Annotated in this window: 17 protein-coding genes; 10 read left to right on the top strand and 7 right to left on the bottom strand. The window is 40.8% G+C overall.

Going from position 1 to position 26,101, the window contains the following annotated elements; genetic code table 11:
* Positions 1-49: 49 nt before the first annotated feature.
* Complete coding sequence (gene rne / locus PAUR_RS07070; protein WP_192507087.1) at positions 50-3,337, top strand: ribonuclease E; 3,288 nt, start codon at positions 50-52, stop codon at positions 3,335-3,337.
* A gap of 462 nt (positions 3,338-3,799) precedes the next feature.
* Here rne and PAUR_RS07065 read toward each other — a convergent pair whose 3' ends face one another.
* Together PAUR_RS07065 and PAUR_RS07060 are read right to left on the bottom strand one after the other, a co-directional pair.
* The gene (locus PAUR_RS07065) at positions 3,800-5,161 is read right to left on the bottom strand and encodes a transglycosylase SLT domain-containing protein (RefSeq protein WP_192507086.1); all 1,362 of its coding nucleotides are present in this window, start codon (positions 5,159-5,161) and stop codon (positions 3,800-3,802) included.
* A gap of 74 nt (positions 5,162-5,235) precedes the next feature.
* On the bottom strand, positions 5,236-5,814 hold the full coding sequence (locus tag PAUR_RS07060; protein WP_192507085.1) for an LPP20 family lipoprotein: 579 nt from the start codon (positions 5,812-5,814) through the stop codon (positions 5,236-5,238).
* Between the two features lie 225 nt (positions 5,815-6,039).
* Here PAUR_RS07060 and PAUR_RS07055 point away from each other — a divergent pair, with 225 nt between their 5' ends.
* Genes PAUR_RS07055 through PAUR_RS07045 form a run of 3 tightly spaced genes read left to right on the top strand, consistent with a single transcriptional unit; the run spans position 6,040 to position 9,300 of the window.
* Complete coding sequence (locus PAUR_RS07055) at positions 6,040-7,707, top strand: hypothetical protein (protein ID WP_225738304.1); 1,668 nt, start codon at positions 6,040-6,042, stop codon at positions 7,705-7,707.
* Between the two features lie 5 nt (positions 7,708-7,712).
* Positions 7,713-8,327, top strand: a complete 615-nt coding sequence (locus PAUR_RS07050; protein WP_192507083.1) for a penicillin-binding protein activator LpoB — start codon at positions 7,713-7,715, stop codon at positions 8,325-8,327.
* Positions 8,275-9,300, top strand: a complete 1,026-nt coding sequence (locus PAUR_RS07045) for an LPP20 family lipoprotein (protein ID WP_225738303.1) — start codon at positions 8,275-8,277, stop codon at positions 9,298-9,300. Before PAUR_RS07050 ends, PAUR_RS07045 begins: the two co-directional genes overlap by 53 nt.
* A gap of 56 nt (positions 9,301-9,356) precedes the next feature.
* On the opposite strand, the gene yejK is transcribed toward PAUR_RS07045, so the two are convergent.
* Entirely contained in the window at positions 9,357-10,370 is a 1,014-nt protein-coding gene (gene yejK, locus PAUR_RS07040; RefSeq protein ID WP_192507082.1) for a nucleoid-associated protein YejK, read from the bottom strand.
* Positions 10,371-10,435: 65 nt separating this feature from the next.
* Between yejK and PAUR_RS07035 the strand changes: the two genes are divergently transcribed.
* The 6 genes from PAUR_RS07035 (at position 10,436) to ygjK (ending at position 17,827) form a co-directional block, all read left to right on the top strand.
* Positions 10,436-10,648, top strand: a complete 213-nt coding sequence (locus PAUR_RS07035) for a YejL family protein (RefSeq protein WP_192507081.1) — start codon at positions 10,436-10,438, stop codon at positions 10,646-10,648.
* 4 nt (positions 10,649-10,652) lie between these two features.
* Positions 10,653-12,146 carry a DUF3413 domain-containing protein gene (locus PAUR_RS07030; protein ID WP_192507080.1) on the top strand — a complete coding sequence of 498 codons (1,494 nt, stop codon included), beginning with the start codon at positions 10,653-10,655 and terminating at the stop codon, positions 12,144-12,146.
* A 62-nt stretch (positions 12,147-12,208) separates the two neighbouring features.
* Positions 12,209-12,682, top strand: coding sequence for a DUF4124 domain-containing protein (locus PAUR_RS07025; protein ID WP_192507079.1), 474 nt, complete (start codon positions 12,209-12,211; stop codon positions 12,680-12,682).
* Positions 12,683-12,759: 77 nt separating this feature from the next.
* Positions 12,760-14,508 carry a bifunctional isocitrate dehydrogenase kinase/phosphatase gene (gene aceK, locus PAUR_RS07020; RefSeq protein ID WP_192507078.1) on the top strand — a complete coding sequence of 583 codons (1,749 nt, stop codon included), beginning with the start codon at positions 12,760-12,762 and terminating at the stop codon, positions 14,506-14,508.
* Positions 14,495-15,433, top strand: coding sequence for a LysR family transcriptional regulator (locus PAUR_RS07015; RefSeq protein ID WP_192507077.1), 939 nt, complete (start codon positions 14,495-14,497; stop codon positions 15,431-15,433). Before aceK ends, PAUR_RS07015 begins: the two co-directional genes overlap by 14 nt.
* 114 nt (positions 15,434-15,547) lie before the next feature.
* A complete protein-coding gene (gene ygjK, locus PAUR_RS07010) occupies positions 15,548-17,827 on the top strand; it encodes an alpha-glucosidase (protein ID WP_192507076.1) in 2,280 nt (759 codons plus the stop codon).
* A gap of 160 nt (positions 17,828-17,987) precedes the next feature.
* On the opposite strand, the gene hrpB is transcribed toward ygjK, so the two are convergent.
* The 4 genes from hrpB to metH form a co-directional block, all read right to left on the bottom strand.
* Positions 17,988-20,414: an ATP-dependent helicase HrpB gene (gene hrpB, locus PAUR_RS07005; protein ID WP_192507075.1), complete on the bottom strand. Its 2,427-nt coding sequence runs from the start codon at positions 20,412-20,414 to the stop codon at positions 17,988-17,990.
* Positions 20,415-20,522: 108 nt separating this feature from the next.
* The gene (locus tag PAUR_RS07000) at positions 20,523-22,367 is read right to left on the bottom strand and encodes a GGDEF domain-containing protein (RefSeq protein ID WP_192507074.1); all 1,845 of its coding nucleotides are present in this window, start codon (positions 22,365-22,367) and stop codon (positions 20,523-20,525) included.
* Positions 22,364-23,245 carry a hypothetical protein gene (locus PAUR_RS06995; RefSeq protein WP_192507073.1) on the bottom strand — a complete coding sequence of 294 codons (882 nt, stop codon included), beginning with the start codon at positions 23,243-23,245 and terminating at the stop codon, positions 22,364-22,366. Before PAUR_RS06995 ends, PAUR_RS07000 begins: the two co-directional genes overlap by 4 nt.
* Before the next feature lie 220 nt (positions 23,246-23,465).
* The gene (metH, locus tag PAUR_RS06990) at positions 23,466-26,096 is read right to left on the bottom strand and encodes a methionine synthase (RefSeq protein ID WP_192507072.1); all 2,631 of its coding nucleotides are present in this window, start codon (positions 26,094-26,096) and stop codon (positions 23,466-23,468) included.
* Between the last annotated feature and the right edge of the window lie 5 nt (positions 26,097-26,101).

Raw genomic sequence — 26,101 nt, 5'->3', positions numbered from 1 at the left:
GAGTGATATCAATCAGGCTTAACTAAAAATTGAAATGTAGAGTAACAATATGAAACGTATGCTAATCAATGCTACGCAGCAAGAAGAAATGCGCGTCGCACTGGTTGACGGCCAACGCCTTTACGATCTAGATATCGAAAGCCCTGGTCACGAACAGAAAAAAGCCAATATATACAAGGGTAAAATTACCCGTATCGAACCATCTCTTGAAGCAGCCTTTGTAGATTATGGCGCCGAGCGTCACGGTTTCCTTCCTTTAAAAGAAATAGCAAAAACGTACTTCCCTTCCGGATACACTTTCAATGGTCGTCCGAACATTAGAGATGTGATTAAAGAAGGCCAAGAGGTTATTGTTCAAGTTGATAAAGAAGAACGAGGCCAAAAAGGTGCTGCACTTACTACATTTATCAGTGTTGCTGGTAGTTATTTGGTACTCATGCCGAATAATCCTCGTGCAGGTGGAATTTCTCGCCGTATCGAAGGTGACGAGCGTATTGAGTTAAAAGAAGCACTAAGCCGACTTGATTTACCTAAAGGTATGGGATTAATCGTTCGTACTGCTGGTGTTGGTAAATCTTTTGAAGAGTTAGAATATGACTTGAAAGCGCTACTTGTGCATTGGCAAGCAATTCAAGAAGCCGCGGATAGTGATAAAGCCCCTTTTTTAATACACCAAGAAAGTAACGTTATTTTCCGTGCGATTCGAGATTATTTACGCCGCGACATCGGTGAAATATTAATTGATAAAGCCCGAGTATTTGAAGAAGCAAAGGCGCATATTGAACGCTTTCGCCCTGACTTTATGAGCCGTGTGAAGTTATATCAAAATGATGTACCTTTGTTCACTCACTATCAAATTGAAAGCCAGATTGAATCAGCCTTTCAGCGCGAAGTGCGCTTACCATCAGGTGGCTCAATTGTAATTGACCCAACTGAAGCGCTAACTTCTATTGATATTAACTCTTCAAAAGCAACTAAAGGTGGCGATATTGAAGAGACAGCACTCAATACTAATTTAGAAGCCGCTGATGAAATTGCTCGCCAATTACGATTACGCGATTTAGGCGGTTTAATCGTTATCGACTTTATCGATATGACACCGCCTCGCCACCAGCGCGAAGTGGAAAATCGTCTAAAAGATGCAGTTCGACCTGATCGTGCTCGAGTACAGATTGGTAAAATATCTCGTTTCGGTTTACTTGAAATGTCTCGACAACGTTTACGCCCAAGCTTAGGTGAAGCAAGTCAGCATTCATGTCCACGCTGTAATGGTCAAGGCACGATTCGTTCAAATGAATCAATCGCGCTTTCTATTCTTCGTTTAATTGAAGAAGAGGCGATCAAAGAAAATACGGCACAAGTTAATGCGCAAGTTCCTGTTCGTGTTGGGGCTTATTTACTAAATGAAAAACGTAAATCAGTTCACCGTATTGAAAAGCGCCATAACTGTGACGTGGTGATTATACCTAACCAGCATCTAGAAACTCCTCATTACGAAGTCGTTCGGTTACGCAAAGATGAAACTTCTGAAGCCGCTAGCTATGAACAAATGAGTGTACCTGAGCCTGAGACCATTGAAGTCGCACGAACCGTAACAACGGTTAAAGAAGAACCGGTTCTAAAAGGTGTCGTTATGCCTTCAGCACCTGCACCTCAACCTGTCTCTGAAGCAGTCACAACGCCTACCAACTCAAATGAACCATCAGAACCGAGTTTACTTTCTCGTATTGGTAGTTGGTTAAAAGGTTTGTTTGAAACTGAAGAAGTTAAGCCTGAACCTACTCCAGAGCCAAAACCTTCGGAAAGAAAGCCGCGTCGAAATAACGACAATCGTCGTCGTAATCAACGTAGACGTAACTCAGGTAAAAAACGAGATGAGCACGTTGAAAGTAATGAAACTGAACAAACTCAGTCTCAACCTGTCAACAATGATAGCAGCGATAAAAACGAAGGCCGTAATAAAAGGCGTCGTCAAAATAACCGTAAACGTACTGACCACCAGAAACCAAGTAACGAAGGTGATACTGCAACAACTGACGCTACAGAAGCTAAAGAAGTTAAAGCTAAGCCGCCACGTCGCCAACGAAGAAATCTGCGTAAGAAAGTACGTGTCACCGAAGAAAAAGTTGAAAGTGTTGAATTAGACGCGACTCAGCAAGCACCAGAGCAATCAACTGTAGCTGTAGCTGAAAAACCAATTAAGCGAGTGAAGAAAAAAGACAATGCTGAAGCAACGTCTCCTTCTAATGACGACAATACACCGCAGCAAGATATTGTTGAAAAAGCATCACCTCAAGACCAAGCAGTGATTGCAGTTGATGACAATGAGAAAGATGCACCAAGAACCCGCTCTAGGCGCTCTCCTCGCCATTTACGTGCAGCTGGTCAACGCCGCCGTAAACCTGAAGTGGAAAATAACGAAGAACCTGCGTTTGTTCCTGTTGCAGATCAAGCTGCTGCTGAATATGAAGCACAGTTGAAAGCCAGTGACGACGTTGAACAACCCACAGATACTGTTTCAACGCCGATTGTTGAAACCCCAGTCACTGAAACACCGGTTGTTGAAGCACCTGTTACTGAAGCACCTGTTACTGAAACACCGGTTGTTGAAGCACCTGTTACTGAAGCACCTGTTACTGAAACACCTGTTACTGAAACACCTGTTACTGAAACCCCAGTCACTGAAACACCGGTTGTTGAAGCACCTGTTACTGAAGCACCTGTTACTGAAGCACAAGTTGTTGAAGCACCTGTTACTGAAACACCTGTTACTGAAACACCGGTTGTTGAAGCACCCGTTGTTGAAGCACCTGTTACTGAAGCACCTGTTACTGAAACACCTGTTACTGAAACACCGGTTGTTGAAGCACCTGTTACTGAAACACCAGTTGTTGAAGCACCCGTTGTTGAAGCACCGGTTACTGAAACACCAGTTGTTGAAGCACCCGTTGTTGAAGCACCTGTTACTGAAGCACCCGTTGTTGAAGCACCTGTTACTGAAGCACCAGTTGTTGAAGCACCTGTTACTGAAGCACCAGTTGTTGAAGCACCTGTTACTGAAGCACCAGTTGTTGAAGCACCCGTTATTGAAGCGACCGTTGTGAACACACCAGTGCTTGATAATTCTCATGGTACGTCTCGTATCCGCTTTAATCAAAATGCGAGTGCACCGATGAAAAAGGCCAGTAGTGTAGAAGACCCTAGTGTTGTAATAACCCCTTCTGCAATGCCACATGAAGCCCGAGAATTAGTAGAAAACTCAGGCCTTTCTGCGGGCTCTAAAGCCCCAGCAGGACGAGCTAGTGCTGCTATGGCATCACCTGCTCAAGTTGGCTAAAAGATAAAAACTCAATTAAAAGGCCGCTTTTTTGCGGCCTTTTTTACCCTAATACAAATACACTCCTACCTATGTTGATAACGGTAAAGGCCTTAATCAAACCAATAGTTCTGACCTCCTCCAACCTATTAAGCTATCAATAACTTTTTACGGAACATCAATACAAACCCTTCAAGTCCATACGCGAACACACCCAAATAATAGTTTGTTAATCTATACAGTTTTATGCTTAACTCAGCAAAGAAAGCTTGTGACAAGAAGATTGATTGCGATAAGACGGCACCGCGATGAAAAGCGACAGTAATACTTTAAGTCTAGTAAAGGTAGCATGGTAAAGGCAGTGTTAATTTCAGCATGGTTTGTAGATGTCACAGAACTTATTTGCCTAGTGTGGGATCAGCCACTTATCGCTGCGGCCGATTTAAACTCTGTTCTTTTATCATTTACTAAGTGATACATATTCTATTGAATATAAAGTGCCTCTCTTGATAACACTTTTTCTAGATAATGCTTTGTTTCATCATAGGGTAAACGACTTTGGAGTGCTTCTAAAACTAACTCAGGAGACATCGAGTTAATTACACGACTCGCCTTCTTTATATTTCGTGAATCATCACTATTAAATACCCTAGCAACATTGCCTGCTCCAGTGTTGTAAGCAGCTATAGTACAGTACTTACGACTTATGGGGTCTTCTATATGTCTTAAATATCGATCATTTAATATATGTAAATATGCAGTACCCGCTTCAATATTATTGTTAGTAACATATAAGTAAGGTTCTGACATAGGCTCATCTATATCATACAAAAACCGATTTACGTCAACGCCTGCACTGGTTGGTACAACTTGCATCAATCCATAGGCTGGAATATGAGACTTAGCCAGTGGGTTAAAGTGACTTTCGGTATGCATCACCGCGAGTACTAAACTACCGTCAATTTCAAACCGCTTACTGTGAGCGGTTATTTGATTGAGGTAACTGCTCGCTCGCTGCTTAGCGAGTGTATTTTTTGGCAACTTTATCACAAACTCTGTAACAGAGCTGTCACTGCGCCCAGATGGTAACTCTTTGATACTTTCTTTTAGGCTTTTGAGTCTATTGTTTTGCAATGTCAGTAGGTCAGCTTTTTTCTTCTCAAGTACTTGTTGTGCATTATAGTTTTGGGGGTTAGTCAACGCATTAGGAGACAATACATCGTTTTCCCCCGCTAATAGCGCGTCAAACTGCTTTTCAAGCAATTGCTGCTGTTGTTGTGTTTGATTTTGTATCTGCTGCTTTGCATCAAGCAGTGCTTTTGCCCGTACTTTATTATCAATAATATAAGATTCACTTTTCTCAATTGCAGCTTGCTGCTCTTTGACTGATTGTGTTTTAAAAAATTCAGTTAATAATGCACTATTTGATTGTAGAAATCGTTTAAATACAGCCTGTGCATTTTCCTGAGAAACATCAGTATCAGCATGATGCTTAATACTAACCACTAATTGATCTTGCTCGAAATCGACAATTAATCTGGTATTTTCAGCTTGAGAATAATGTACATACCGACTTGTTGTCGAAGTCTGAGCATCACCCCATTGTTTAATCAACTTATCTCTAAAAGCATCAAACTCTGCAAAGTGCTCTTCAACATATTTGTGGTATTCATTAAGGTGCTGTGTCTTAAATTGCTCAAACTCATCCTTGTCTTGCACTGAATGTTGACTTGTTTGCCAACCATTCATAGCCTCATCTAACTCGGCGTATAATTGCGCTTGACTTGCTTGAAGTTGGGTCGGTAGAAGATGAGTGGCAACAACAAATGCGATAAATTTTTTCATTATGCTGTTCTCCAAAATAGATAAAATACAGTATTCGCGTAATAACGTGTTATTACGCGAATACTGAGCCGTGATTAGTTTGTCAGCTTAGCAATTTCCTTTTCTAAATCTTGCTCTGCTTTAAATGCTTTAAACTCTTGATATAGAAACTGCTCATCTTTGGCATTTATCTTTGGCTTAGTTTCTTTTATGAGGTCTTTAAAAAGCGTTTTTGTCAGCTCAGGAGATAACGTAGTCAATGCACAGAAATAATCTTTACCACCAATCTCCACAACATCAGCTTTAACAATACGAGATCCACTGAGTGTTTGTTTAGTTAATTGCTTAGAAACCGAACTAAATGTAGTACCGACTGTTGTCTCTTCATTCGCATCAGTTCTGTTTGCAAAAGTTTTGTCTAAGCCTTCTATACGCGTTTCTATCTGCTGAGAAAGCGCGAGACGTGCATTCGCAACAGCCATTTTTTGGTCTATTGAAATATTACCCGAATATTTAATGCAATCAGCCGCCGCGATCCCATTTTCTACAACAGGGTTCAATACCCACTCTGGTATATTTACACTCGAGCTTGATGCAGCGTCATTTTTAGTTGAACTACACGCAGATAGCATCCCAGCAATAATCAAAGTTGTTAACATTGGTTTCAATTTCATAGTGGTTCCTTTTAGCATTGAGCGGTTTAGAGTTAATCTAGCAAAAATACATCGCATTAACAGTAATAAAGTGTAAAAACGATTTTTAACAATTTATTGCTTTAAATATCATTTCTTTTTATCTAACTTAGGGAAGTTACTGTAATATATTCTCAATTATAATTGAGTGCAAAGGACGCATTTTTGAATTTAAACGTCATAAACACCCTAAAAAAATTACTACTAATGAGTACTTTAACATGTTTAAGTGCTTGCAACGTCACGCACTTTCAAAAAAACAATGCAATTGCATTGGCTCAAAAAGGTGAACTTGTCTCAGCAAGGACAACTATAAAACGTAACTATAGTAGTCAAGGCAAGAATAGACTTTTATATCACCTTGAACTTGCCACTTATTTCCAATTAGAAAAAAAATATGCGCAAAGTAACGAACACTTAAGTGAAGCAAAAGACCTACTTGACTCTTTTTACACGAAGAGTATTTCTGAGCAAGCATTGTCGCAATTTAGTGGTCCTACTTATACTACTTTTCATGGTCAAAAATATTACCGTCCATTGCTACATATGATGAAAGCCATGAACTACAATGCACTTGGCACGCTTCAACCTACTCGCAGGCAAGAGATGCTAGACGCGTCACTGATTGAAATGCGACAATTAAACGTTTACTTAGAAGGATTAACGGAAGAAACAGGTGGTTATCATGCGCCAAGTAGTGATGAATTAACCAATCAAGTTTATGCCATTTTTCAACCTCTTTTTTCACCGAGCGATTTACTCACTAATATTGAATATAAAGATGATGCCTTTGCACATTATTTAAGTGGTCTACTTAATGAACAAAGTGGTGAGTTGGATAGCGCTAGATTGCAATATCAACGTGCGGCACTGGCGTATGAAAAAGGGTTTGCAAAACAATACCAATTGCCAAATCAAACCACCGAGCAGGTTTATAAAAATTTAGTAAGAGTAATGAAACAGGCTGGAGGTTATGAAGAAGAACTCAGTCATATCCAATCGAAAGTCCAATCTCATAACGATTATGATGGCAGCCAATTGACCATTTTACAGAATCTTGGTGTGGCGCCAAAGCGTAAACAATTTAACCTCATTCTAAGGGCCGATCACAAATCCAAAGCGTTGGTAATCACACCTATTCCGATGGGGTCACATCGAGAACAACAAATTCAGATGAAATGGTTTCAAATGCTTTTCGCTGACACCAGTTTATTCGACATGATGCAAAACTATGCAATGGGTGACATATCTGACGTCGCACTCGGACTATTAACAAAGCGTATTCCTCTCGGTGGATTATGGGACGATGCTAAGAAAGTAGGTCTGATTGATGCTTTAGAATATGGAGGAAGAATTTCAGTTACCTACTTATCCCCTTCAGAAACGAGAGTCCAAGGCTCAGAAGTTTGGGTTAATGGCAAAAAGCAATCGGAGCTAAAAACTTTTTATTCAATTGAATTATTAACACTGCAGAGTGCACTAGAAAATGCTAATACTGAAATCCAATTAGCTTTGACTCGCGAAGTTGTAAAAGCAATAACAGCACAACAATTACTAAATAAAACAGGTTTACAAGAAAACAATGTATTCAGTGGTATCGCCAAGTTAGCAACGTCAGCCGTTAATGCTGTCACGGCTTCTGCGGATACACGGCAATGGCAGTCTTTACCCGCAGAAATAAGAGTGTCTCAAATACCGTTGCCAGTGGGGCAACACCAAGTCACCATCAAAACAGTGCTGAATTCTGGACGTGTAATAGAACAAACGGACAATGTTGATGTAAAAGGATCTATGTCCCTGTGGCAAACCAGAACTTTTATTAATTCGCAAAAGCAACCGACATCATCTGCACAATCAATTTTTACTTTGGAATAAATGGTATGAAAACAACACCTAAATTAATCACAATGACCCCTCTTTATATTGCTCTATCTCTTGCTTTGGTAGGGTGTAAAAGCACAGAGGTACGTCGCGTAGACTCGAATCAAGAAGTTGCTCTATCTGATAAATGGAATGGCAAAGACTCTCAACTTGTATCAGAAGCAATGGTCAACGACATGCTGAGCTTTCCGTGGGTTAACGATCATCTAGCTAAGGAAGGTACAAGGCCTGCAGTAATTATTCAATCAGTTCGCAATAAATCTCATCAGCATATTGCTGTTGATACTTTTTTAAACGATTTAAAACGCGCAATTTTGCGCTCTGGACAAGCGGATTTTGTTGCCAGCGCAGATTTACGCGGTGAGATTAGAAATGAGCGAAAAGATCAGGAACTTAACTCAAGCTTAGCAACACAAAATGAAATGGGCCAAGAGCAAGGCGCTGACTACGCCCTATCAGGCACTATTAACTCTTTTTTAGATGAACAAGGAGGCAGCCGCGTGACTTTCTATCAAGTAGATTTACGTTTAATTGACATGACAACAAACCGGGAGGTATGGAATGGCCAGAAGAAAATTCAAAAAGTTCAGGAGCGCTCACGCTTTGGTTTCTAAAACCAGCGTGGCATTTTGTGTCTCTGTTGCATTACTAAGCGGATGTAAAACCACTCAGAACAGCTCTGAAAATATAACCAAACCCACTTGGCTGACGACCACACCTACATCAGCATATTTGGTATACGGTGTTGGCAGTGCCAAAAGCATAGGCGACACGCGCCAAGCCCAACTTGCTGCGCAAGAAGCTGCTCGTTTGGAGCTTGCAAAACAGTTGAATGTATCAATATCAGGAACTACCACCGTACAACAAACTGCCAATGAAAAGTCAATGCAATTTCATGTTGATGAATTGATAAGCTCTAACGTCCCGACGATTCAGCTGCAAGGAGTGAAGATAGAACAAGAATATCAGTTAAATGATGTTAACTATGCACTTGCTTCATTTAATCGTACTGAAGCCATAATGCAAACTGAACTCAGTATCAATGCGCTCGATACTCAGATAAGTGAATTTAATATACAAGGCACTAGTAAATCAGAGCTGCTAAAAAAAGCGGTTAAAATAAAAACGTTTGCGGCTAAGCGCGGTAAACTGAACGCATATTTACATATGCTCCAAAGCCCTTTCGTCAATATACCGGCCAAAGTAAATAAGCAATTAGAAACAAGCGAGCTCATACTAAACAACCTTAGTTTCAATGTTGTCTCTGATAATATGCAGCACGCAAAAGTAGATGACCTTCTCTCGAGTGCCCTTACTCGTAATGGCATAAAAGTTACACAATCTAATGCTGATTTCGATCTAAGTTTTAGAGTTGAGTGGCAAGAGAAATACCAGTCAGGTACTTATTATTCTGTTGCAGAAAGTTATATGGTCGTTATTGAAAATGGGGAAGAAAAAGCACACTTTAATAGCCGTGTTAAAGCAGCCTCTTCTTTCAAAGACACAGCCAAGAGCAATGCAATGACTAAGCTCGCCGAGAAATTATCAACACAGCTTGCTAAATTTATTATTTCTGGTCATTCGTAGTCGGCATAACACGTATAGAGGCCACGCTAGTGGCCTTTATTCAAACAACCCTTGATTCATTCACTTTCATCGTAATGGCGTTCAAGCTGATCTTTCAAATTAGGTGGGATCCCTTTTATTGTTAAGGTATCGGTTGCAGCATTATAAGTCACTCGCTCGCCCAAATGTTTGCGTTCAAATCCTATACTTACACCACCTCCAAGACCAGAAAACTTAACCATACTTGTTACGGTTTTCTTATCTACTGGGAATGATTCTTCTAAGGCATAATCTTGATCTTTATAAAAATCATCAAATTGTGTATCGCCTGATTTCGACAATGTATCTGATAACGTTTCAATATTGGCATCTTCTCCTGATGCGATACAATCATTACAATAATCAAATACTTCTTTTCGCAACGTGTCTTTTTCTTGCTTATCAAACTGCTGTTCACTCAAATAGTCTTCTACCGCTTCTAGCATGACTTGAGATTGTTGCTTCGGATCTATTCCCTCTTCACAGCCCAAAAAGTCCAAAAAGAAGTCAGCTACTTTACGACCCGCTCGACCTTTAATAAACGAAATATATCGCGCGTCATCTGGTTGAGTGTCCCATGCTGATAAATCAATTTTTGCGGCCAGTTGCATACGGGAAATATCTAAATGTCGAGATGATGACAAATCGAGTTCCGATGTTATCGAATAATGGTCCTTAATATTAATTAGGGCGATTAATATATAATCGGTTGCAACGTATTGATAATGGCAAAAAACTAAATAACCTGTCTCATTAAAAGCATATTTATTCAACTCTTCTTTTAATACCTCAGTCGCCTGCTCCGTCATGTGCCAAAATCCAAGTTCATCATTTCGATAACTTTGCATAGCAGCCGACACCTGACTGTTTTTATCTCCACTAAACGCGCAATACCCTTTACCCGGCTTTCCGTTGTAAGCGTGATGTAACTGTTCGATAAACACATTTACACGGTCATTAACTTGCATTTCATCATTGCGCAAATGGATTTGTGTATCTTCATCTTTCTTGTCTACATAATGTACAACAAGTTTATTCACCTCAATGCTCATCTTTGTTTTTCACGCCTCTAGTGTTAAAATAAATAAATTATAACACTTTAATATTGAACTTACTGATGCCTATCCAATCAAAATACTCCAACGAGCAAGTTGAAGAAATTGTTGACCAGCTATTAAACGTACTTACTCAGCAACATTCTACTGTTGACTTGAGCCTTATGTGTTTAGGAAATTCTATCACGCATATTCTAAAAGAACATGTGCCTGAAGGAAAAAGACAAGCTGTTGCCAATAACTTTGCAAAAGCATTACAGCAATCGGTAAAATAACTGAATGAATTTATCCCCTCAAAATCCTTTTTCATCAAAAGCAAGCCAGTTACTCAGTTGGGGACATTGGTTCACTTTTGCTAATATTGGATTAGTCCTGCTGATCAGCAGTAGTTACCTTTTCGCTGATAAAAGTCCAACGACTTTACTTGGTTGGTTCTACATGTTGATCACTTGGGTTAGCCATACCAGCTTTATAACGTTCAGTGCATTTGTGCTCACGATTTTTCCTTTGAGTATGGTCTTTCCATACCCTCGACATATTAGAGGTATGGCGGCAATTTTAGCGACTCTGGGGATAGCTTTATTGAGTCTTGATGCGTTTGTTTATTATAAACTCGGATATCACCTCAATTTTTCATCATTGTCTGATATTGTCAGTGTTCTATGGAAAACAATCATTGGTCATCCAATTATTGCAACTATGGCTGCGGGCGGATTTATACTGATTATTTTTGCTTTGGAACTGGTTGCGGGAAATCATGCTTGGCACAATCTTGCAAAATTAAAGCAATATCGATTTCCTCGTTATGCAACTGGTGCACTGGTATCTTGCTTTGCAATGAGTCATACAATTCATATATGGGCTGATGCAAATACGTATTTTGACATTACTAAGCAAGACAATGTTTTACCACTATCTTATCCAACTACAGCTAAAAAATTACTTGCCAGGCATGACTTACTCGATATTGAAAAATATCAGCAAGCAACTGATATACAATTTGATCATAATGACAGCCAATATCAACTCCCCCGTGCGCTGCCTAATTGCCAGCCTAGAAAAGCATCGGTCAACATTGTTTATTTTCAGACACACGCTGAACTGCTTAGTTTCACGAATGATCACGATGAATTGGTTGCGGTTTCACAGTTAATTCAGCCGACAAATCACGATGATGCGCGGTTTAATTTGACTTTCGGGCTACCTGCATATTATAGGAACCCGCAAACTCAACACGCTCATCCAAGTTGGGATCCATCAAAACGTTTGATTTTTCCTAAGCACCTAGGCGATACGGCAGCTGAAGAGGGAGGAAATGCTTCACTTATCATCATTAATGGTTCTGAAAGCACCGTAAAATTTGACCCCAAACATCTTTACTTTGCTTTTGCATTAGCAGCAAAAAACAGTGATGTTATCAGCGCAAGTTCCTATTTCACAAACGTAACAAAACTACAACAGATTGATGGGTTTAAACAATTACAAGACATCACGTATACTCTGCTCGCTTCTCATTTAGAATGCTCAGAGCTTGCCAAAGCCACCATGATTGGTAGGGACTTAATTAATAGTCGTACCAGTGTTGGCGTTAACTTTACCCAAGGTGTGCTTGTCGCGTTTAAAAAGGATCGGATCACCCTAATCAAGCATGATGGCAGTTACGAGCATATTTCCGGCACCGATGGATTTGCCATTGAACAAAAGTTAAATGTGCCATTTTTAATTCAAAGTATAAAAACGCTTAAACAGTTTTCTAACCCTCCCCCAACCTGATAACTTGCCATTAACCTGTAAACAGCTATCTTTTTAATATGAAGATAGCTGAAGGATGCACTATGTTTAGGATGATTTTTGTATTATTACTCTTTCTGAGTACTGCTATTCAGGCAAAGACGGTAGTTAACTATTATAAATGCGTAACAAAAAGAGGAACTACATACAGCCAATTTCCTTGTGGTAGTAATGGCACTCAACACACCCTAACCCATTCGAACCCCAACAAGTCGACACCGTCTGAACAGCATTTCAAAACCCTAAATCAGCTTGAGAAAAAACAAGTTGTACGTAATTTGAAAAAGTCATTACGTGCTAAACGTTACCAAGTGGCCATATTAAATAGAGATCTTGATAGAGCTACCCGTGATCAACAAGAGCGTATGCGACATATTATGGATGATAAAAAGCGCAAAGAAACGGTGAAAGACATTAAAAAGAAATTAAAATCTCTCAATAAAAAACACCGAAAGGAAGTAAAAGTTGTTTCGAAACAAATAGCAACACTTGAGAAAAAACTAAAACGGTATGAGTAATATGCTAAGCACTTGACTCCGTCCATATAAATCATGCTACTCTAACATCAGGTCTGACCACTTAATTAATGAGCTGTATGAAACCCTTTTTAATAGCGCAGATGATATTAGCCGGCTTTACAAAGCACTACCGGCTATTTCAGTCAATCACTTCTGACGCCCCGAGTGCTTTTGCAAGCCAAGACTGGGATAAAATACAATCAATAAGCACCACTCGGATCAGTCATTATGATGAGCGTGTAGACGAAACAATACAGCACCTAAAAAATGCTCTACCCTGTGCTAATTTATACGAAGCATTATGGTATGACATAAAACAGCAATATCTAAGCTTGCTAACGTTTCACCCACAAGCAGAATTAGCAGAAACCTTTTACAACTCTGTTTTTTGTCGGCTGTTTCATCGTCGTTATTTTAATAACACATTTATTTTCGTTGAAACCACGCTACAGCATGCCCCTGCGCTTCCTATCGAGGCTGAATATCGAAGTTACTTTCCAGTAGTTGATGGATTACGACCCACAATAAAAAGTATCATCGATCACATAGATTTTCAGTGTAGCTTCAGAGATTTAGACCTAGATATTCGCAACTTAATGAAAGCATTTATTAAACAAGCACCTGACACACACCATCAGGGTCACATGATGCGTTTTGATATGCTTTCAAAGCCATTTTACCGTAACAAAGCAGCCTATATCGTAGGCCGTGTTGTGTCCACCAGTGGTGTGCAACCTTTTATAATCGCTGTATTACATCATAGCCAAGGTGGTTTATATATTGACGCACTACTGACCAGCTCATCACAAATGCGCGTTATTTTTGGCTTTGCTCGCGCTTATTTCCTCGTTGAAACACATGCTCCATCAGCGCTAATGCGATTTCTAAATCAGCTCATGCCAAGCAAAACCCCCGCCGAACTGTACAATGCCATCGGCTTTCATAAGCAAGGAAAAACGGAGTTTTACCGAGAATTTTTACATTATTTAGCACAAAGTGAAGATAAGTTCGTCATCGCCCCCGGTACTTTGGGCATGGTAATGATGGTGTTTACGCTCCCGAACTTCCCGTATGTATTTAAAGTCATAAAAGATACCTTCTCAGAGAGTAAGCCTTTTGGCAGAGATACCGTACTCAAGCGCTATCAATTAGTTAAAAATCACGACCGTGTTGGCCGTATGGCCGATACCCATGAATACTCCAATGTGGTGATCCCTAAGGAACGCATTTCAGCAACACTTTTAACGCAACTTATGGCAACCATCTCAACCAGTATGCAAGTCGAAGACGACTATGTCGTGATAAAACACTTATATATTGAACGACGTATGACGCCTCTTAATTTGTACCTCAATAACGCCAGTGAGCAACAAGTTCATCACGCAATGATTGATTATGGACAAGCCCTTAAAGAAATGCTCCACGCAAACATTTTCCCTGGAGATATGTTATTGAAAAATTTCGGGGTAACAAAACACATGCGAATTGTTTTTTATGATTATGATGAGGTTCAGTATTTAACCGACATGAATTTTCGAGCTATGCCAAAAACTTCACTAGATGATTTATATTCGGGTATGGATGAGCAATCTATCGCCCCTCAAGACGTATTCCCAGAACAACTATATACATTTGTGCTAACAAACCCTAAACTCAAAGCTATCTTTAAAGATGCTCATCCAGAGTTATTAACCGTTTCCTACTGGTTACAAGCACAGCGAGATGTCATTAATAAAGTAAATAAACAAATCTACCCATATCCTCAACAACAACGATTCGCTCATTTAGAACAAACAAAAATAAAGGAACGTCGTGAACATAAGTAAAATAGATCTTAACTTACTAGTATATTTAGACACGTTACTACGAGAGTGTAATGTTACACGGGCTGCCAACCAACTCAGCATTACGCAACCTGCAATGAGTAATGGGCTAAAGCGCCTTCGAACATTGTTTAACGACCCTATTTTAGTTCGTACTAGTGAAGGTATGGTGCCAACTGAAAGAGCATTAGAGTTACAACCCGTGGTACGCGGAATCCTGATGACTTTAGAAGAAACACTCGCGCCAAACCGAGAATTTGAAGCTGGGCAAAGCAAACGCGTTTTTCGCATCATGGCCAGTGATTATGCGGCAAGTACTTTGGCACCAAAATTACTGAATAAGCTCCATGAAGAAGCCCCAGAAACCACTTTAGATATTTTAACGCCTAGCGATGTCACTTTTCACGATGTTGAAAACGGTAAAGTCGATATGGCAATCAATCGCTTTGAAAACTTACCTCAATCATTCCATCATAAACGGATCTGGAAGGATAGTTTTTGTTGTTTAGTTAAATCAGATAACCCGATCATCGAACAGTTTAGTCTCGACGCTTATTTAAAAGCACGCCATATATGGGTGAGTAAAACGGGATTTGGGGTTGGTGTAGGGATGGACCCAGAGGATGTTCAAAAGCTTGGCTGGGTAGATGAAGCCCTTGCCCATTTTGGTAAGCATCGAAATATTGCTACGTTCACACGAAATTACCATGTCGCGATTCATTTGGCTAAAGAGCAAAACCTAGTAGCAACTTTGCCATCTAAAGCAGCCAATATTTATAGAGATGATCCTGGGTTAGCCATATTAGAAGCGCCCTTTCCAATTCCACCATTTGAACTAGATATGATCTGGAGCCCGTTACTGCACCGAGATGCCAGTCATGTATGGTTAAGGCAAAAAATTGCCGAAGTGGCTAACGCGCTTAAATAATCTATCGCCTCTTGTAAATTGCTCATACTTTGCGCATATGAGCCCTGCTCCTAAATTAAAAATTGACTATAAATACCACTCATTATTGGATACAATATCCGAAAAAGGATATTTATGCGCGTTATACTCTGTCTCTTTTTCTATTTACTGGCTGTTTATCCCAAAAATGCCATCGCATTTGAAAATGTCATAAATCGTCAGGGAGAGCCCAATTATATGCACCCCACGGATGACTATGGCCATAGTCCATACAATCCGCTATTTGATGCCGGAGCTTGGCATGGTCACTTATTGCCTATTAACGATAATGAGCTTGGCGGCTTCACTGGCCACGCCTTAATTACAGAAGAGTACCTACACTATATCGCCAAGCGCTTTGATAAACTAAGTATTTTTAAAAATGGCGTCCGAGTTCCTTTGCAGGGCAAAGTATCTACTCACCCAGGTGTTTTGGTGCAAACCTTATCAAACAAAAGCGAAAATGTAGAGGTCACTTTAACACTCAGATTTGTTGGCCCTCGCACCTCAATGGTCAAAACCGAGATCAAGACACTTACTCCTTTAACGTTGCACTTTGAAGGGCAGCTGTTGGCCGCATACGATCAAGAAAATACCATAAGTGCCCGATTTCCAACATATCAGCCAAAGTTCGAATCGGATGATAATACGATTACCATCCGATTTGGAAAAGTAAGAGCTAAATGGGACCTGCTTACCTCAGGTACATCCGCTTATGTCACACAAAAAACCATTGCGACCACCACCCGTATATCTCCTGTTGGCTTTAACAGCACAGCCAATATAGCAAGCGACACAACATTTTATACTACCTATAGCCACGTCTTAAATACTGATGAAGAACAGCAAATTCAGCAATTTAACCAACAGCTTTTTGCTGACCCAGAATCCTATTTAATAAAAAGCAAACTACGCTGGCAAAGCTATCTCAAAGTAGCTGATAATTTCCCCGTCGACAAACAGCGCCTCATGACTAAAAGTATTGAAACCTTAATTGGTAATTGGCGTTCAGCCGCGGGGGCTCTCTCATTTGATACTGTGACTCCATCCGTTACAGCTCGTTGGTTTTCAGGCAACCTGACATGGCCTTGGGACTCATGGAAGCAAGCTTATGCAATGAGTCAATTCGCACCTGATATTGCTAAATCGAATATCAACGCGGTATTTGAATATCAAATCACAGAGAATGATCCAATCAGAAGCAATGATGTAGGCTTTATCCCCGATCTCATTGCATACAATAAAAGTGCTGAACGTGGCGGTGATGGAGGCAACTGGAACGAGAGGAATACCAAACCAAGCTTAGCTTCATGGGCCGTGTATAAGACCTATCAACATACCAAGGATAAACAGTGGCTTACTAGCCTTTACCCAAAGTTAAAAGCCTATAGATCATGGTGGTTAAACAATCGTGATCATAATAAAAATGGTATTCCTGAATATGGTGCCACACTCGATGCGGCGCATACACATAAAGTTCATGGTTTTAAATTCAAATTTAATGAGCGTACCTTTTACGGATTAGATTTATACAACTCATTACTTAAAGCCAATATCAGGCTCACGTCACCCGCGCAAACCGCCGCATCGTGGGAATCAGGTAGAGATCATGCCGCCAATTTTGGCTACATCAACTCGGTACAATTAAATAAATATATAAAACAAGGCGGAAGCATATCTGACTGGCAGGTAAAATTTGCCGAAAATTACAATACGCAAGGGCTGCTTACTGGGTACTCTTTACTACAAGAGTCAGTTGACCAAGCTAGCTATATGGTCTCTGACGCACGTTATTTAGCAAAAATTGCCCGAATATTAAATCAACCTAACGAGGCAGTCACATTTGAGAAAAGTGCCGCAATAATAAGCCGATACGTTAATCGATGCATGTTTGACACTCAGTCTGGATTTTACTATGACATTTCAATTGAAGCCAAACCATTAGCCAATGGCTGTGCAGGCTATGCGCTCACCAAGCGAGGAAAAGGCCCTGAAGGTTGGTCGCCACTATTTAATCAAATAGCCACCGACGATATGGCGAAACAAGTTAGAGCTGTAATGCTCAATCCACAAGAGTTTAATACCTATATTCCATTAGGCACCGCGGCACTGACTAACCCCGCTTTTGGTCCGAACATTTACTGGCGAGGAAGAGTTTGGTTAGATCAACTCTATTTTGGGGTGAAAGGACTCACTCATTATGGCTACAAGGAAGATGCAAGAGCATTAATAAATCGGTTTATTGAGCACGCTGATGGTTTACAGCAAGATGGCCCCATTAGAGAAAACTACCACCCTTTAAACGGCAAACAACAAGGTGCCCCCAATTTCTCATGGAGTGCGGCACACCTATACATGTTACTCAGCGAATTTTAACACGAGCATAGTATCTATGAATATTTAGATACTATGCTCGTGTTTATATTGGCATAAAACCAAAGAGCTAACAGAACCTATTCAAATTTAATTTACTCCATAATCACGCGCCTTAAATTTCAAGCTCAATGATCCATGTTAAAAAGAGTCGAAGGGGATATTACATCCGACTCTTTACTCTATTGGTTGCCTGAGCGTTTGCAGGATCATCCGGCCAAAAATGCTTAGGGTATCTGCCCTTCATCTCTTTTTGTACGTCTTTATAACTCGATTGCCAAAAGTGTCTTAAATCTTGGGTTAACTGCAGAGGCCTGCGTGCTGGTGACAATAACTCCATCAGCAAAGGTAATTGGCCATTACACAACTTTGGCGTCTCAACTAAACCATATACTTCCTGCATACGCACAGATAACTTTGCCGGCCCGTCAATTTGATAATCAATGGTAATATTGGAGCCACTTGGTACAGTGATTTTTTTTGGCAGTAGCGCATCTAGCCGTTGCTGTTGTTGCCAATCTAACTGACTCAAAACCGCTTCTTTTAGGGCAAGTTTTTTCAGCTGTGGTAATTGCTTAATATCACTCAAATAGGGTGCAAGCCACGTAGCAATATTATTAAGCAAACTCTGTTCATCAAGCTCTACGAATTCCAATGGACTATATCGTTGCGCTAATGTCATACGGGTTAATAGCGGTAACACTGTGTCATAATCTTTAAATAACTTTAATCCATACTTTTCGATAAGCATGAGCCAAGCTTGAGTACGCGCAGCCACATCAATTTTTTGACTACTTGGGGTTGCTTCAATAACCAAGTTGCCAATGAGCGTACGGTCTTCATGTAAAAACCGTTCTTTCTTTTCATCAAACTCACACACGCTCTGTTTTGTGAATAAATATGGTAATGCCTGTAAGAGTTGTTCAATAGATACATCTGTGGCATTAAATATTCTTTGCCCTTTATGACCGCCTAACGATGCAATAGCAATATAATCACTGCCTAACCAATGACTTTCATGGCTATTAACGCCAGCGCCATTAGCCAATACAAAACCTTGTCCTCGCCTTTTTGCTAACCTATCAGGGAATGCTAATGCAATGGTAATATCCAAGTGCTCAGTCGCCAACACGTGCGGTTTAGTTAATCTCAATCGTTTTAACCACGGCATCAACTGCTGACTAAAAAGCTTAGTCGGCCTTTCAAACTGTGCTTGTAAGGCAACCCTAAGTTCAGGGCTACTCGTTATTCGGCTTTCTATCAAGGCCACAAGGTAGCATGCTAACGTACTAATTCCCGAATATTCAGTTTCTAATTGCTGTGCTTTTACTAGCATATGGGCTAACCGCGGCTCTGTACCAAATTGATAAACTTTGTGGCCTAGCGTGGTGAGTTTCTCATTGTTGTCGAGAATTTCCAGCATTTTTAATAACTGAGTAGCCTGCTGAATTTGTATCTCACTAGGATGGTCAAGTAGTGGTAAAGCACGAATGTCACTGCCCCAGACTTTAGCCTCTAATAGTAAACTACTTATGTCTGAGCTTAAAATTTCGGGCGTGTCGTGTCCCTCTCTACGTTCAAATTGGTCACGGCTTCCCAAACGATACACAACCCCAGCTTCTATTCGCCCTGCCCGTCCAGCTCGTTGCACCGCAGATGATCTTGATATGGAGGCCGTTACCAGTTCTGTCACACCGCTTTTTAAATTAAACTGTGCAACTTTACGCTTTCCACTGTCAATAACAACTCTGATACCTTCAATGGTTAAAGATGTTTCCGCCACATTCGTTGTTAAAACCACTTTTCGATAACCCGTTTTGGCTGGGGCGATCGCAGCCTGCTGAAGGCGTTTATCTTGATTACCATATAACGGAGCCACCTCAGTATCGGACAATTCGTAACCTGCTAAAGATTGAGCCACGTGCGTAATTTCTTTTTGCCCCGGTAAAAAAACCAACACACTCCCGTCTTGCTCATGCAACGCTTGACGAATAAGGGGGGCAATCGCATCTAACCATCGCGTCTCATTTGCCAGCGAGGTATAAATCGTATCAACAGGAAAACTGCGACCTTCGCACACAACAAGAGGACATTCTAAAAATGCTTGATACCTGTGTGTGTCTAGCGTCGCTGACATTACCAATAGTTTTAAATCCTCACGAAATGCGGCTTGCGTTTCCAAAGCTAAGGCCAGTGCAGTATCTGCCGCCATTGAACGCTCATGAAACTCGTCAAAAATGACAAGGTCAACCCCTGTCAATTCCGGGTCGTTTTGCAGCCGTCTTGTCAGTACACCCTCAGTGACTATTTCTAATCTCGTCTCAGCAGAAACCTTCACTTCATTTCTGATTCGTAAACCTATACTGGCCCCAATTGATTCTTGCTGTTGACTGGCTAAAAAACTAGCGATATTTCTCGCTGCTAGCCTTCTTGGTTCCAGCATAATAATATGTTTGAAGTGCCCATCTCTGACCATTTTTAATGGCAGCCAAGTTGACTTACCAGCCCCTGGTGGCGCTTGTAGCAGCACACAGCTATGTAATTTTAATGTATCAATAAGGGAGTTATAAACCGATTCGATGGGTAACACAACATACTCTGAAAAAACATTTTAGCGCTATATTAACACGTTAAGATAAGTAATTAGCACTCTTTAGAAGGCCCAATTGAATGGCCTCGTTATCACCTTAGGTAGAAATCAAACAGGCACTTGCAACCCTTCATAACTACTTGATATAACAATACTCCCCAGCCTGACTTGTTCTTTGTAGTTTTTCAATAAATAGTCAAAATCAATCGGCTCTGAGGCGGAGACAGAGTCTAGCCCTATCCATGTGTTTCTATTTACTTCTTTGGCCAAGTATAAGCCACTGTCGGCCAACTCTAATACCTGCTCCCATGATGCTTGCTTAAATTCACCTGTCATTAACGGGTAAGGTGCAAATCCAATTGAACAAGTACATTGTACAGTTTCACCATTAACAATAAACGGAAAGCGCTCGACCTGTTGTCGTATTCGCTCAACCACCTCTTGTGCATCGCGGGTCGACATATCCGGCATAACCAGTAAAAACTCCTCTCCGCCCCACCTTACTAATAAGTCACTACTTCGGGTGCATTGTTTCAATATATCAGCAAAGCTTTGCAGCACTAAATCACCCGCTGCATGACCATAAGTGTCATTAATCCTTTTGAAATGATCTATGTCTATCATACAAAATATAATGTCATGCTTAGGCTTTAGTGCATTTATCTGACTATCAATGGTGCTGAAAAAATAATGTCTATTATTTAGTCCCGTTAAACTATCGGTAAAGCTCAATGCTTGCAGACGTTCATTACGCTCTTTCAATTCTGCTGTGCGTTGTGCTACTTGCGTTTCTAAACGAGTTGTATAACGAATATTTTGCCAGCGCCAATAAACAAACACGATGGCAGCAGCACACAACACCCCAATCAATAACCAACGCTGCTGAGTCAACTTAGAGTTTTCTAATACCTGTCTGTGCTGAACAATTTGTTGCGCTTTTAATGTGTTATCTTTTTCCAGTAGGCTCACTTGCTGTTGTTGATGTGCCAACGCATATTGTGCTTCAAGCTGAAGTACTTTGTTGTTCCGTTTTTGTTGGTCAAGTGCACGTTCGGTCAGTGAATAACGTTTTAAATATAGGTGAGCTTGTTGATAATTTCCCACTTGCGCAAAAGCACTGGCCAATAGCCGCTGCAAACTTGACTGTTCTTCTAAGTATCGTGTATGAAACGTTTGATCAAGCCCAGTCATAGCCAGTGTGATAGCTTCTGTAAACATACCTGCCTGTAAGGTACTTGCTGCCAAAGCAAGTTGGTAATTCAGCTTTGCTTTTGTATCTGCCACCAGCATATATTTGGCAGAAAATTCACTCAGTAGCGTTTGACTCAATAAATAATCACCAAGTTTTAACGCCACTTGCGCTTCGGTCAATAATAACTCTGCTGATAAACGCTTATCTTCTAGAGGAAGTTTTCGTCCTAAATCTAATTCGTGTTGTGCTTGACGAAAACTTCCACGCTCAAGATGCGTTCTTGCTTGCCACAATTTAATGTGCACCAACAACTCATCCCCAGATTGTAAACTGTTCCCAATTTGTACCACTCGGTTAATATACCGTGCTGCATGGTCAAATCGTTCTAAGTCTAACTCTAAGTCGATAACCGCAAGCAGTGTTTTGACCATAATACGAGGGTTATTTAATTGCTCAGCCATATCCAGTGCTTCGTAATGCATTGATAAACTATGTTTATAATCACCAAAGTGCTGACGAATACTGGCTTCAATCAATATCGTATGAATAACTATTTCACGCTGAGCGTAATGCGCTGCTTGACTTCTGATCACCCTTAATTGCGGTAAGGAGCTTAACTCATAACCACTTTTCATCTGAAATTTTAGTTGCTCAAAAGCCGCACTGATTGTTTGTTTTTGTTGGGTAACCGTATCTGCACTATGTGCTTCATAAGCAATGAGCAACATACAATAGCACCAACAGCCTTTAAGCCAGCTCATTGTATGCCTCGCATTAACATCGCTTCATTTACCATATGCCAAGGCGCTACTTTTTCATTAATAAAGCCTGACTCAGTCAGTGCTTTCCTTAAAATACCGCGCTCTTTTAAAATTGCCAACCCTTTATTCAAGGCTGCAAATACTCGTTTCCCATCTGGGTGGCGTTTACTGACAACAAAATGGCGTGAATCTGGAAGAAATAGTTTCAATTCATTAATTGGCACATATTCCCGCCCTTCAAAATTTAACACCAATGACTGACTGACACTGAAATTAACCAGCATAGCATCAACAATTTCTGTTTCTACCATTTCCAGCATGGTCTCCCAAGGGCCTATAAAGCTAACAATATTAACGTCTGTATTATTTAACGCGCGCCAGTCAACTTTCCACCGAGGATTGGCCACCACTGTTAACTGATTTAATCGTTCTGCTGGCATGTTATGCAATGCAATATTGCGCTTTGCAACATAAAAACCCGCTTCGTACTCGCCATACTCAACTAGAGGTTCACTCACAAACAAGGAACCTTTGTAATCGAGTAGATCTTCATGCCACGTCGAGCGTGCAAGTACTAAGCTCTCACCGGCGATAAGGTCCGAAAACTCTATGATATTAACTGACGGTTTTGGGTTAAAGATCACCTTTCGTTGTTCACCTCCAAGGTGAAGCGCTTGCTGCAACAGAACCATTTCAATGATCTCAATATGAGACCCTTTTGTTGATGGATGAAAGTCTTCAACGTCTAATACAGAACGACCGTCTAAAAACTCTTCATATCGTAAACTAAAGTTTTCACTACTAATAATATCAACCACCAAAGGTGCTTGGGCCTGAACATAAAAAGACGAGAATAGGAAAAATAGGCACCACTTCATTTACACTTCCAATAAACAAAAACAAGAAAAAATATTCTAGACACTTAATTATACAAGAATAAATCTTTTTTGGTTAACCTAATAGAAACATTATTTAAAAAGGGGGGTAATGGATATAATTTATTATTGAATATCAGCTGGGTAGGAGGAAAAATATCAAACTAAAAACAGATAGAATACAGACTGCACATCACGCATTGTCATGCGCAGTCAAAAAACTTTATTCGGGTTCGTATCCCAAGTTAGGCGATAACCAACGTTCAGCTTCGGTGAGCGACATATTGGTGCGCTGAGCATAGTCTTCCACCTGATCTTTTTGGATACTGGCAACAGCATAATACTTACATTCAGGATGAGCGAAATACCAACCGGATACTGCTGCTCCTGGCCACATTGCATAAGAGCTGGTTAATTGCATACCAATACGTTGCTCCGTATCTAACAACTGCCAAATCTTCTTTTTCTCAGTGTGCTCAGGGCACGCAGGATAGCCCGGTGCTGGACGTATACCTTGATAATTTTCACGAATTAGTTCCTCATTCGTTAAATTCTCATCAGGTGCATATCCCCAGAACTCTTTACGCACTTGCTCGTGCAAATACTCAGCAAACGCTTCAGCCAAACGATCAGCCACCGCTTTTACCATAATCTTATTGTAATCATCTTGTTTGGCATCAAATGCATCTGCCAAATCATCTTCTTCAAGCCCACCTGTAACCGCAAATCCACCGTAATAATCGGCAATACCTTTAGGTGCTATATAATCAGCTAAGCAGTAATTTGGAAAGTCGGTTTTTTCTGTTTGCTGACGCAAGTGACACGACTTAGTAAGTACTTCAGAACGCGTTTCATCGGTATAAATTTCAATGTCGTCGCCCACTCGATTTGCTGGAAATAAGCCAATGACACCCAAAGGGTGTAACGCACCACTTTGCTCATACTCATCGAGCATGGCATTGGCATCTTTAAACAAGCTCTTCGCCTCTTCCCCGACAATTTCATCATCAAGTATACGTGGGTATTTGCCCGCTAATGACCAAGTCATGAAATACGGTGTCCAGTCGATATACTTACGTAGTGTTTTGATACTGACGTTACGAAACTCCGTCACACCTAACTTTTTCGGTACCGGTGGCGTATAGTTTTTCCAGTCAATTTGAATCGCGTTATCACGTGCCCGCTGCAATGTAACAGGTTTAGAACGCGGCTTTTTACGCGCTTGCTGTTCGCGTACTTTGACGTACTCAGAGGATGTTTTAGCCAAAAACTCGCTCTTTTGGGTGTTACTCAATAGACTTGACACCACCCCCACCGCACGACTGGCATTGTTAACATACACAACTCCTTTGTCATATTGTGGCTCAATCTTAACCGCGGTATGTGCTTTGGACGTTGTCGCACCGCCTATCAATAACGGTAGCTCAAAATTACGACGTTTCATTTCTTTGGCAACATGGACCATTTCATCAAGCGAAGGCGTGATCAATCCCGAGAGGCCAATCACATCTGCCTTTTCATCAATGGCTGTTTGCAAGATTTTTTCCGCTGGCACCATCACACCTAAATCGACGACTTCGTAGTTGTTGCACTGTAGAACAACACCCACAATATTCTTACCAATATCATGTACATCGCCTTTTACGGTCGCCATGACAATTTTACCATTGGTCGCGCCTTCTTCTTTTTCTGCATCAATGAAAGGGTCTAGGTAAGCTACCGCACGTTTCATTACCCGTGCAGATTTAACCACTTGAGGTAAAAACATTTTACCTGCGCCGAATAAATCCCCCACCACATTCATGCCATCCATTAATGGCCCTTCAATAACTTGTATGGGTTTATCCATACTGGCACGACATTCCTCAGTGTCTTCATCAATGTAGTTAGTAATACCTTTTACCAAAGCATGTTCGAGACGCTTTTCAACTGGCCAAGTACGCCATTCTAGATCTTCCACCTTTTCAGCTTGTGCCATACCTGAATATTTAGGCGCAAGCTCCACCAGCCGCTCACCAGCGCCTGGATCGGTATTGAGTACCACATCTTCAACGGCTTTTCTGAGCTCTTGTGGAATATCATCATAAACAGCAAGTTGCCCTGCATTTACAATCCCCATATCCATACCAGCTTTGATAGCATGGTATAAAAACACCGAATGAATTGCTTCACGAACGGGGTTATTACCACGAAACGAAAATGAGACGTTCGATACCCCACCTGACACTTTACAATGCGGTAAACCTTGTTTTATACGACGTGTGCCCTCTATAAATTCAACCGCATAATTGTCATGCTCTTCAATACCGGTTGCCACAGCAAAAATATTCGGGTCAAAAATAATGTCTTCAGGTGGAAAACCTAATTGGTCGACTAAAATTCGGTATGATCGCTTGCATATGTCGAACTTTCGTTCTTGTGTTTCCGCTTGCCCTGTTTCATCAAACGCCATCACCACCGTTGCAGCACCAAAGCGTTTAATGATCTTCGCTTGGCGAATAAATGGCGCTTCCCCTTCTTTCAAAGAGATCGAGTTAACAATAGCCTTACCTTGAATACACTTTAAACCTGCTTCGATTACGTCCCATTTTGACGAATCAACCATAATTGGTACTCGAGATATATCAGGTTCAGAAGCAATTAAATTTAAAAACTTCACCATCGCCGCTTTTGAGTCCAACATGGCTTCGTCCATGTTAATATCAATGACTTGGGCACCACTTTCAACCTGTTCACGGGCAACGCTCAAAGCGGTTTCATAATCTTCTTCTAATATAAGACGTTTAAAACGCGCAGAACCAGTGACATTTGTACGCTCACCAACGTTAGTAAATACTGCTGTAGCTTGACTCATTGACG

It is taken from the genome of Pseudoalteromonas aurantia 208 (assembly GCF_014858725.1).
Classification (GTDB): domain Bacteria; phylum Pseudomonadota; class Gammaproteobacteria; order Enterobacterales; family Alteromonadaceae; genus Pseudoalteromonas; species Pseudoalteromonas aurantia.
The sequence above is the reverse complement of the archived record's forward strand: the minus strand, read 5'-3'. Positions and strand labels throughout refer to the sequence as shown.

Coding starts and splice junctions, on each gene's coding strand:
- aceK (WP_192507078.1), top strand. CDS start 12,760: ATGAAACCCTTTTTAATAGCGCAGATGATATTAGCCGGCTTTACAAAG.
- PAUR_RS07060 (WP_192507085.1), bottom strand. CDS start 5,814: ATGAAATTGAAACCAATGTTAACAACTTTGATTATTGCTGGGATGCTA.
- PAUR_RS07000 (WP_192507074.1), bottom strand. CDS start 22,367: ATGAGCTGGCTTAAAGGCTGTTGGTGCTATTGTATGTTGCTCATTGCT.
- ygjK (WP_192507076.1), top strand. CDS start 15,548: ATGCGCGTTATACTCTGTCTCTTTTTCTATTTACTGGCTGTTTATCCC.
- metH (WP_192507072.1), bottom strand. CDS start 26,096: ATGAGTCAAGCTACAGCAGTATTTACTAACGTTGGTGAGCGTACAAAT.
- PAUR_RS07050 (WP_192507083.1), top strand. CDS start 7,713: ATGAAAACAACACCTAAATTAATCACAATGACCCCTCTTTATATTGCT.
- rne (WP_192507087.1), top strand. CDS start 50: ATGAAACGTATGCTAATCAATGCTACGCAGCAAGAAGAAATGCGCGTC.
- PAUR_RS07065 (WP_192507086.1), bottom strand. CDS start 5,161: ATGAAAAAATTTATCGCATTTGTTGTTGCCACTCATCTTCTACCGACC.
- PAUR_RS06995 (WP_192507073.1), bottom strand. CDS start 23,245: ATGAAGTGGTGCCTATTTTTCCTATTCTCGTCTTTTTATGTTCAGGCC.
- PAUR_RS07055 (WP_225738304.1), top strand. CDS start 6,040: ATGAGTACTTTAACATGTTTAAGTGCTTGCAACGTCACGCACTTTCAA.
- PAUR_RS07045 (WP_225738303.1), top strand. CDS start 8,275: ATGGCCAGAAGAAAATTCAAAAAGTTCAGGAGCGCTCACGCTTTGGTT.
- PAUR_RS07025 (WP_192507079.1), top strand. CDS start 12,209: ATGTTTAGGATGATTTTTGTATTATTACTCTTTCTGAGTACTGCTATT.
- yejK (WP_192507082.1), bottom strand. CDS start 10,370: ATGAGCATTGAGGTGAATAAACTTGTTGTACATTATGTAGACAAGAAA.
- PAUR_RS07035 (WP_192507081.1), top strand. CDS start 10,436: ATGCCTATCCAATCAAAATACTCCAACGAGCAAGTTGAAGAAATTGTT.
- PAUR_RS07030 (WP_192507080.1), top strand. CDS start 10,653: ATGAATTTATCCCCTCAAAATCCTTTTTCATCAAAAGCAAGCCAGTTA.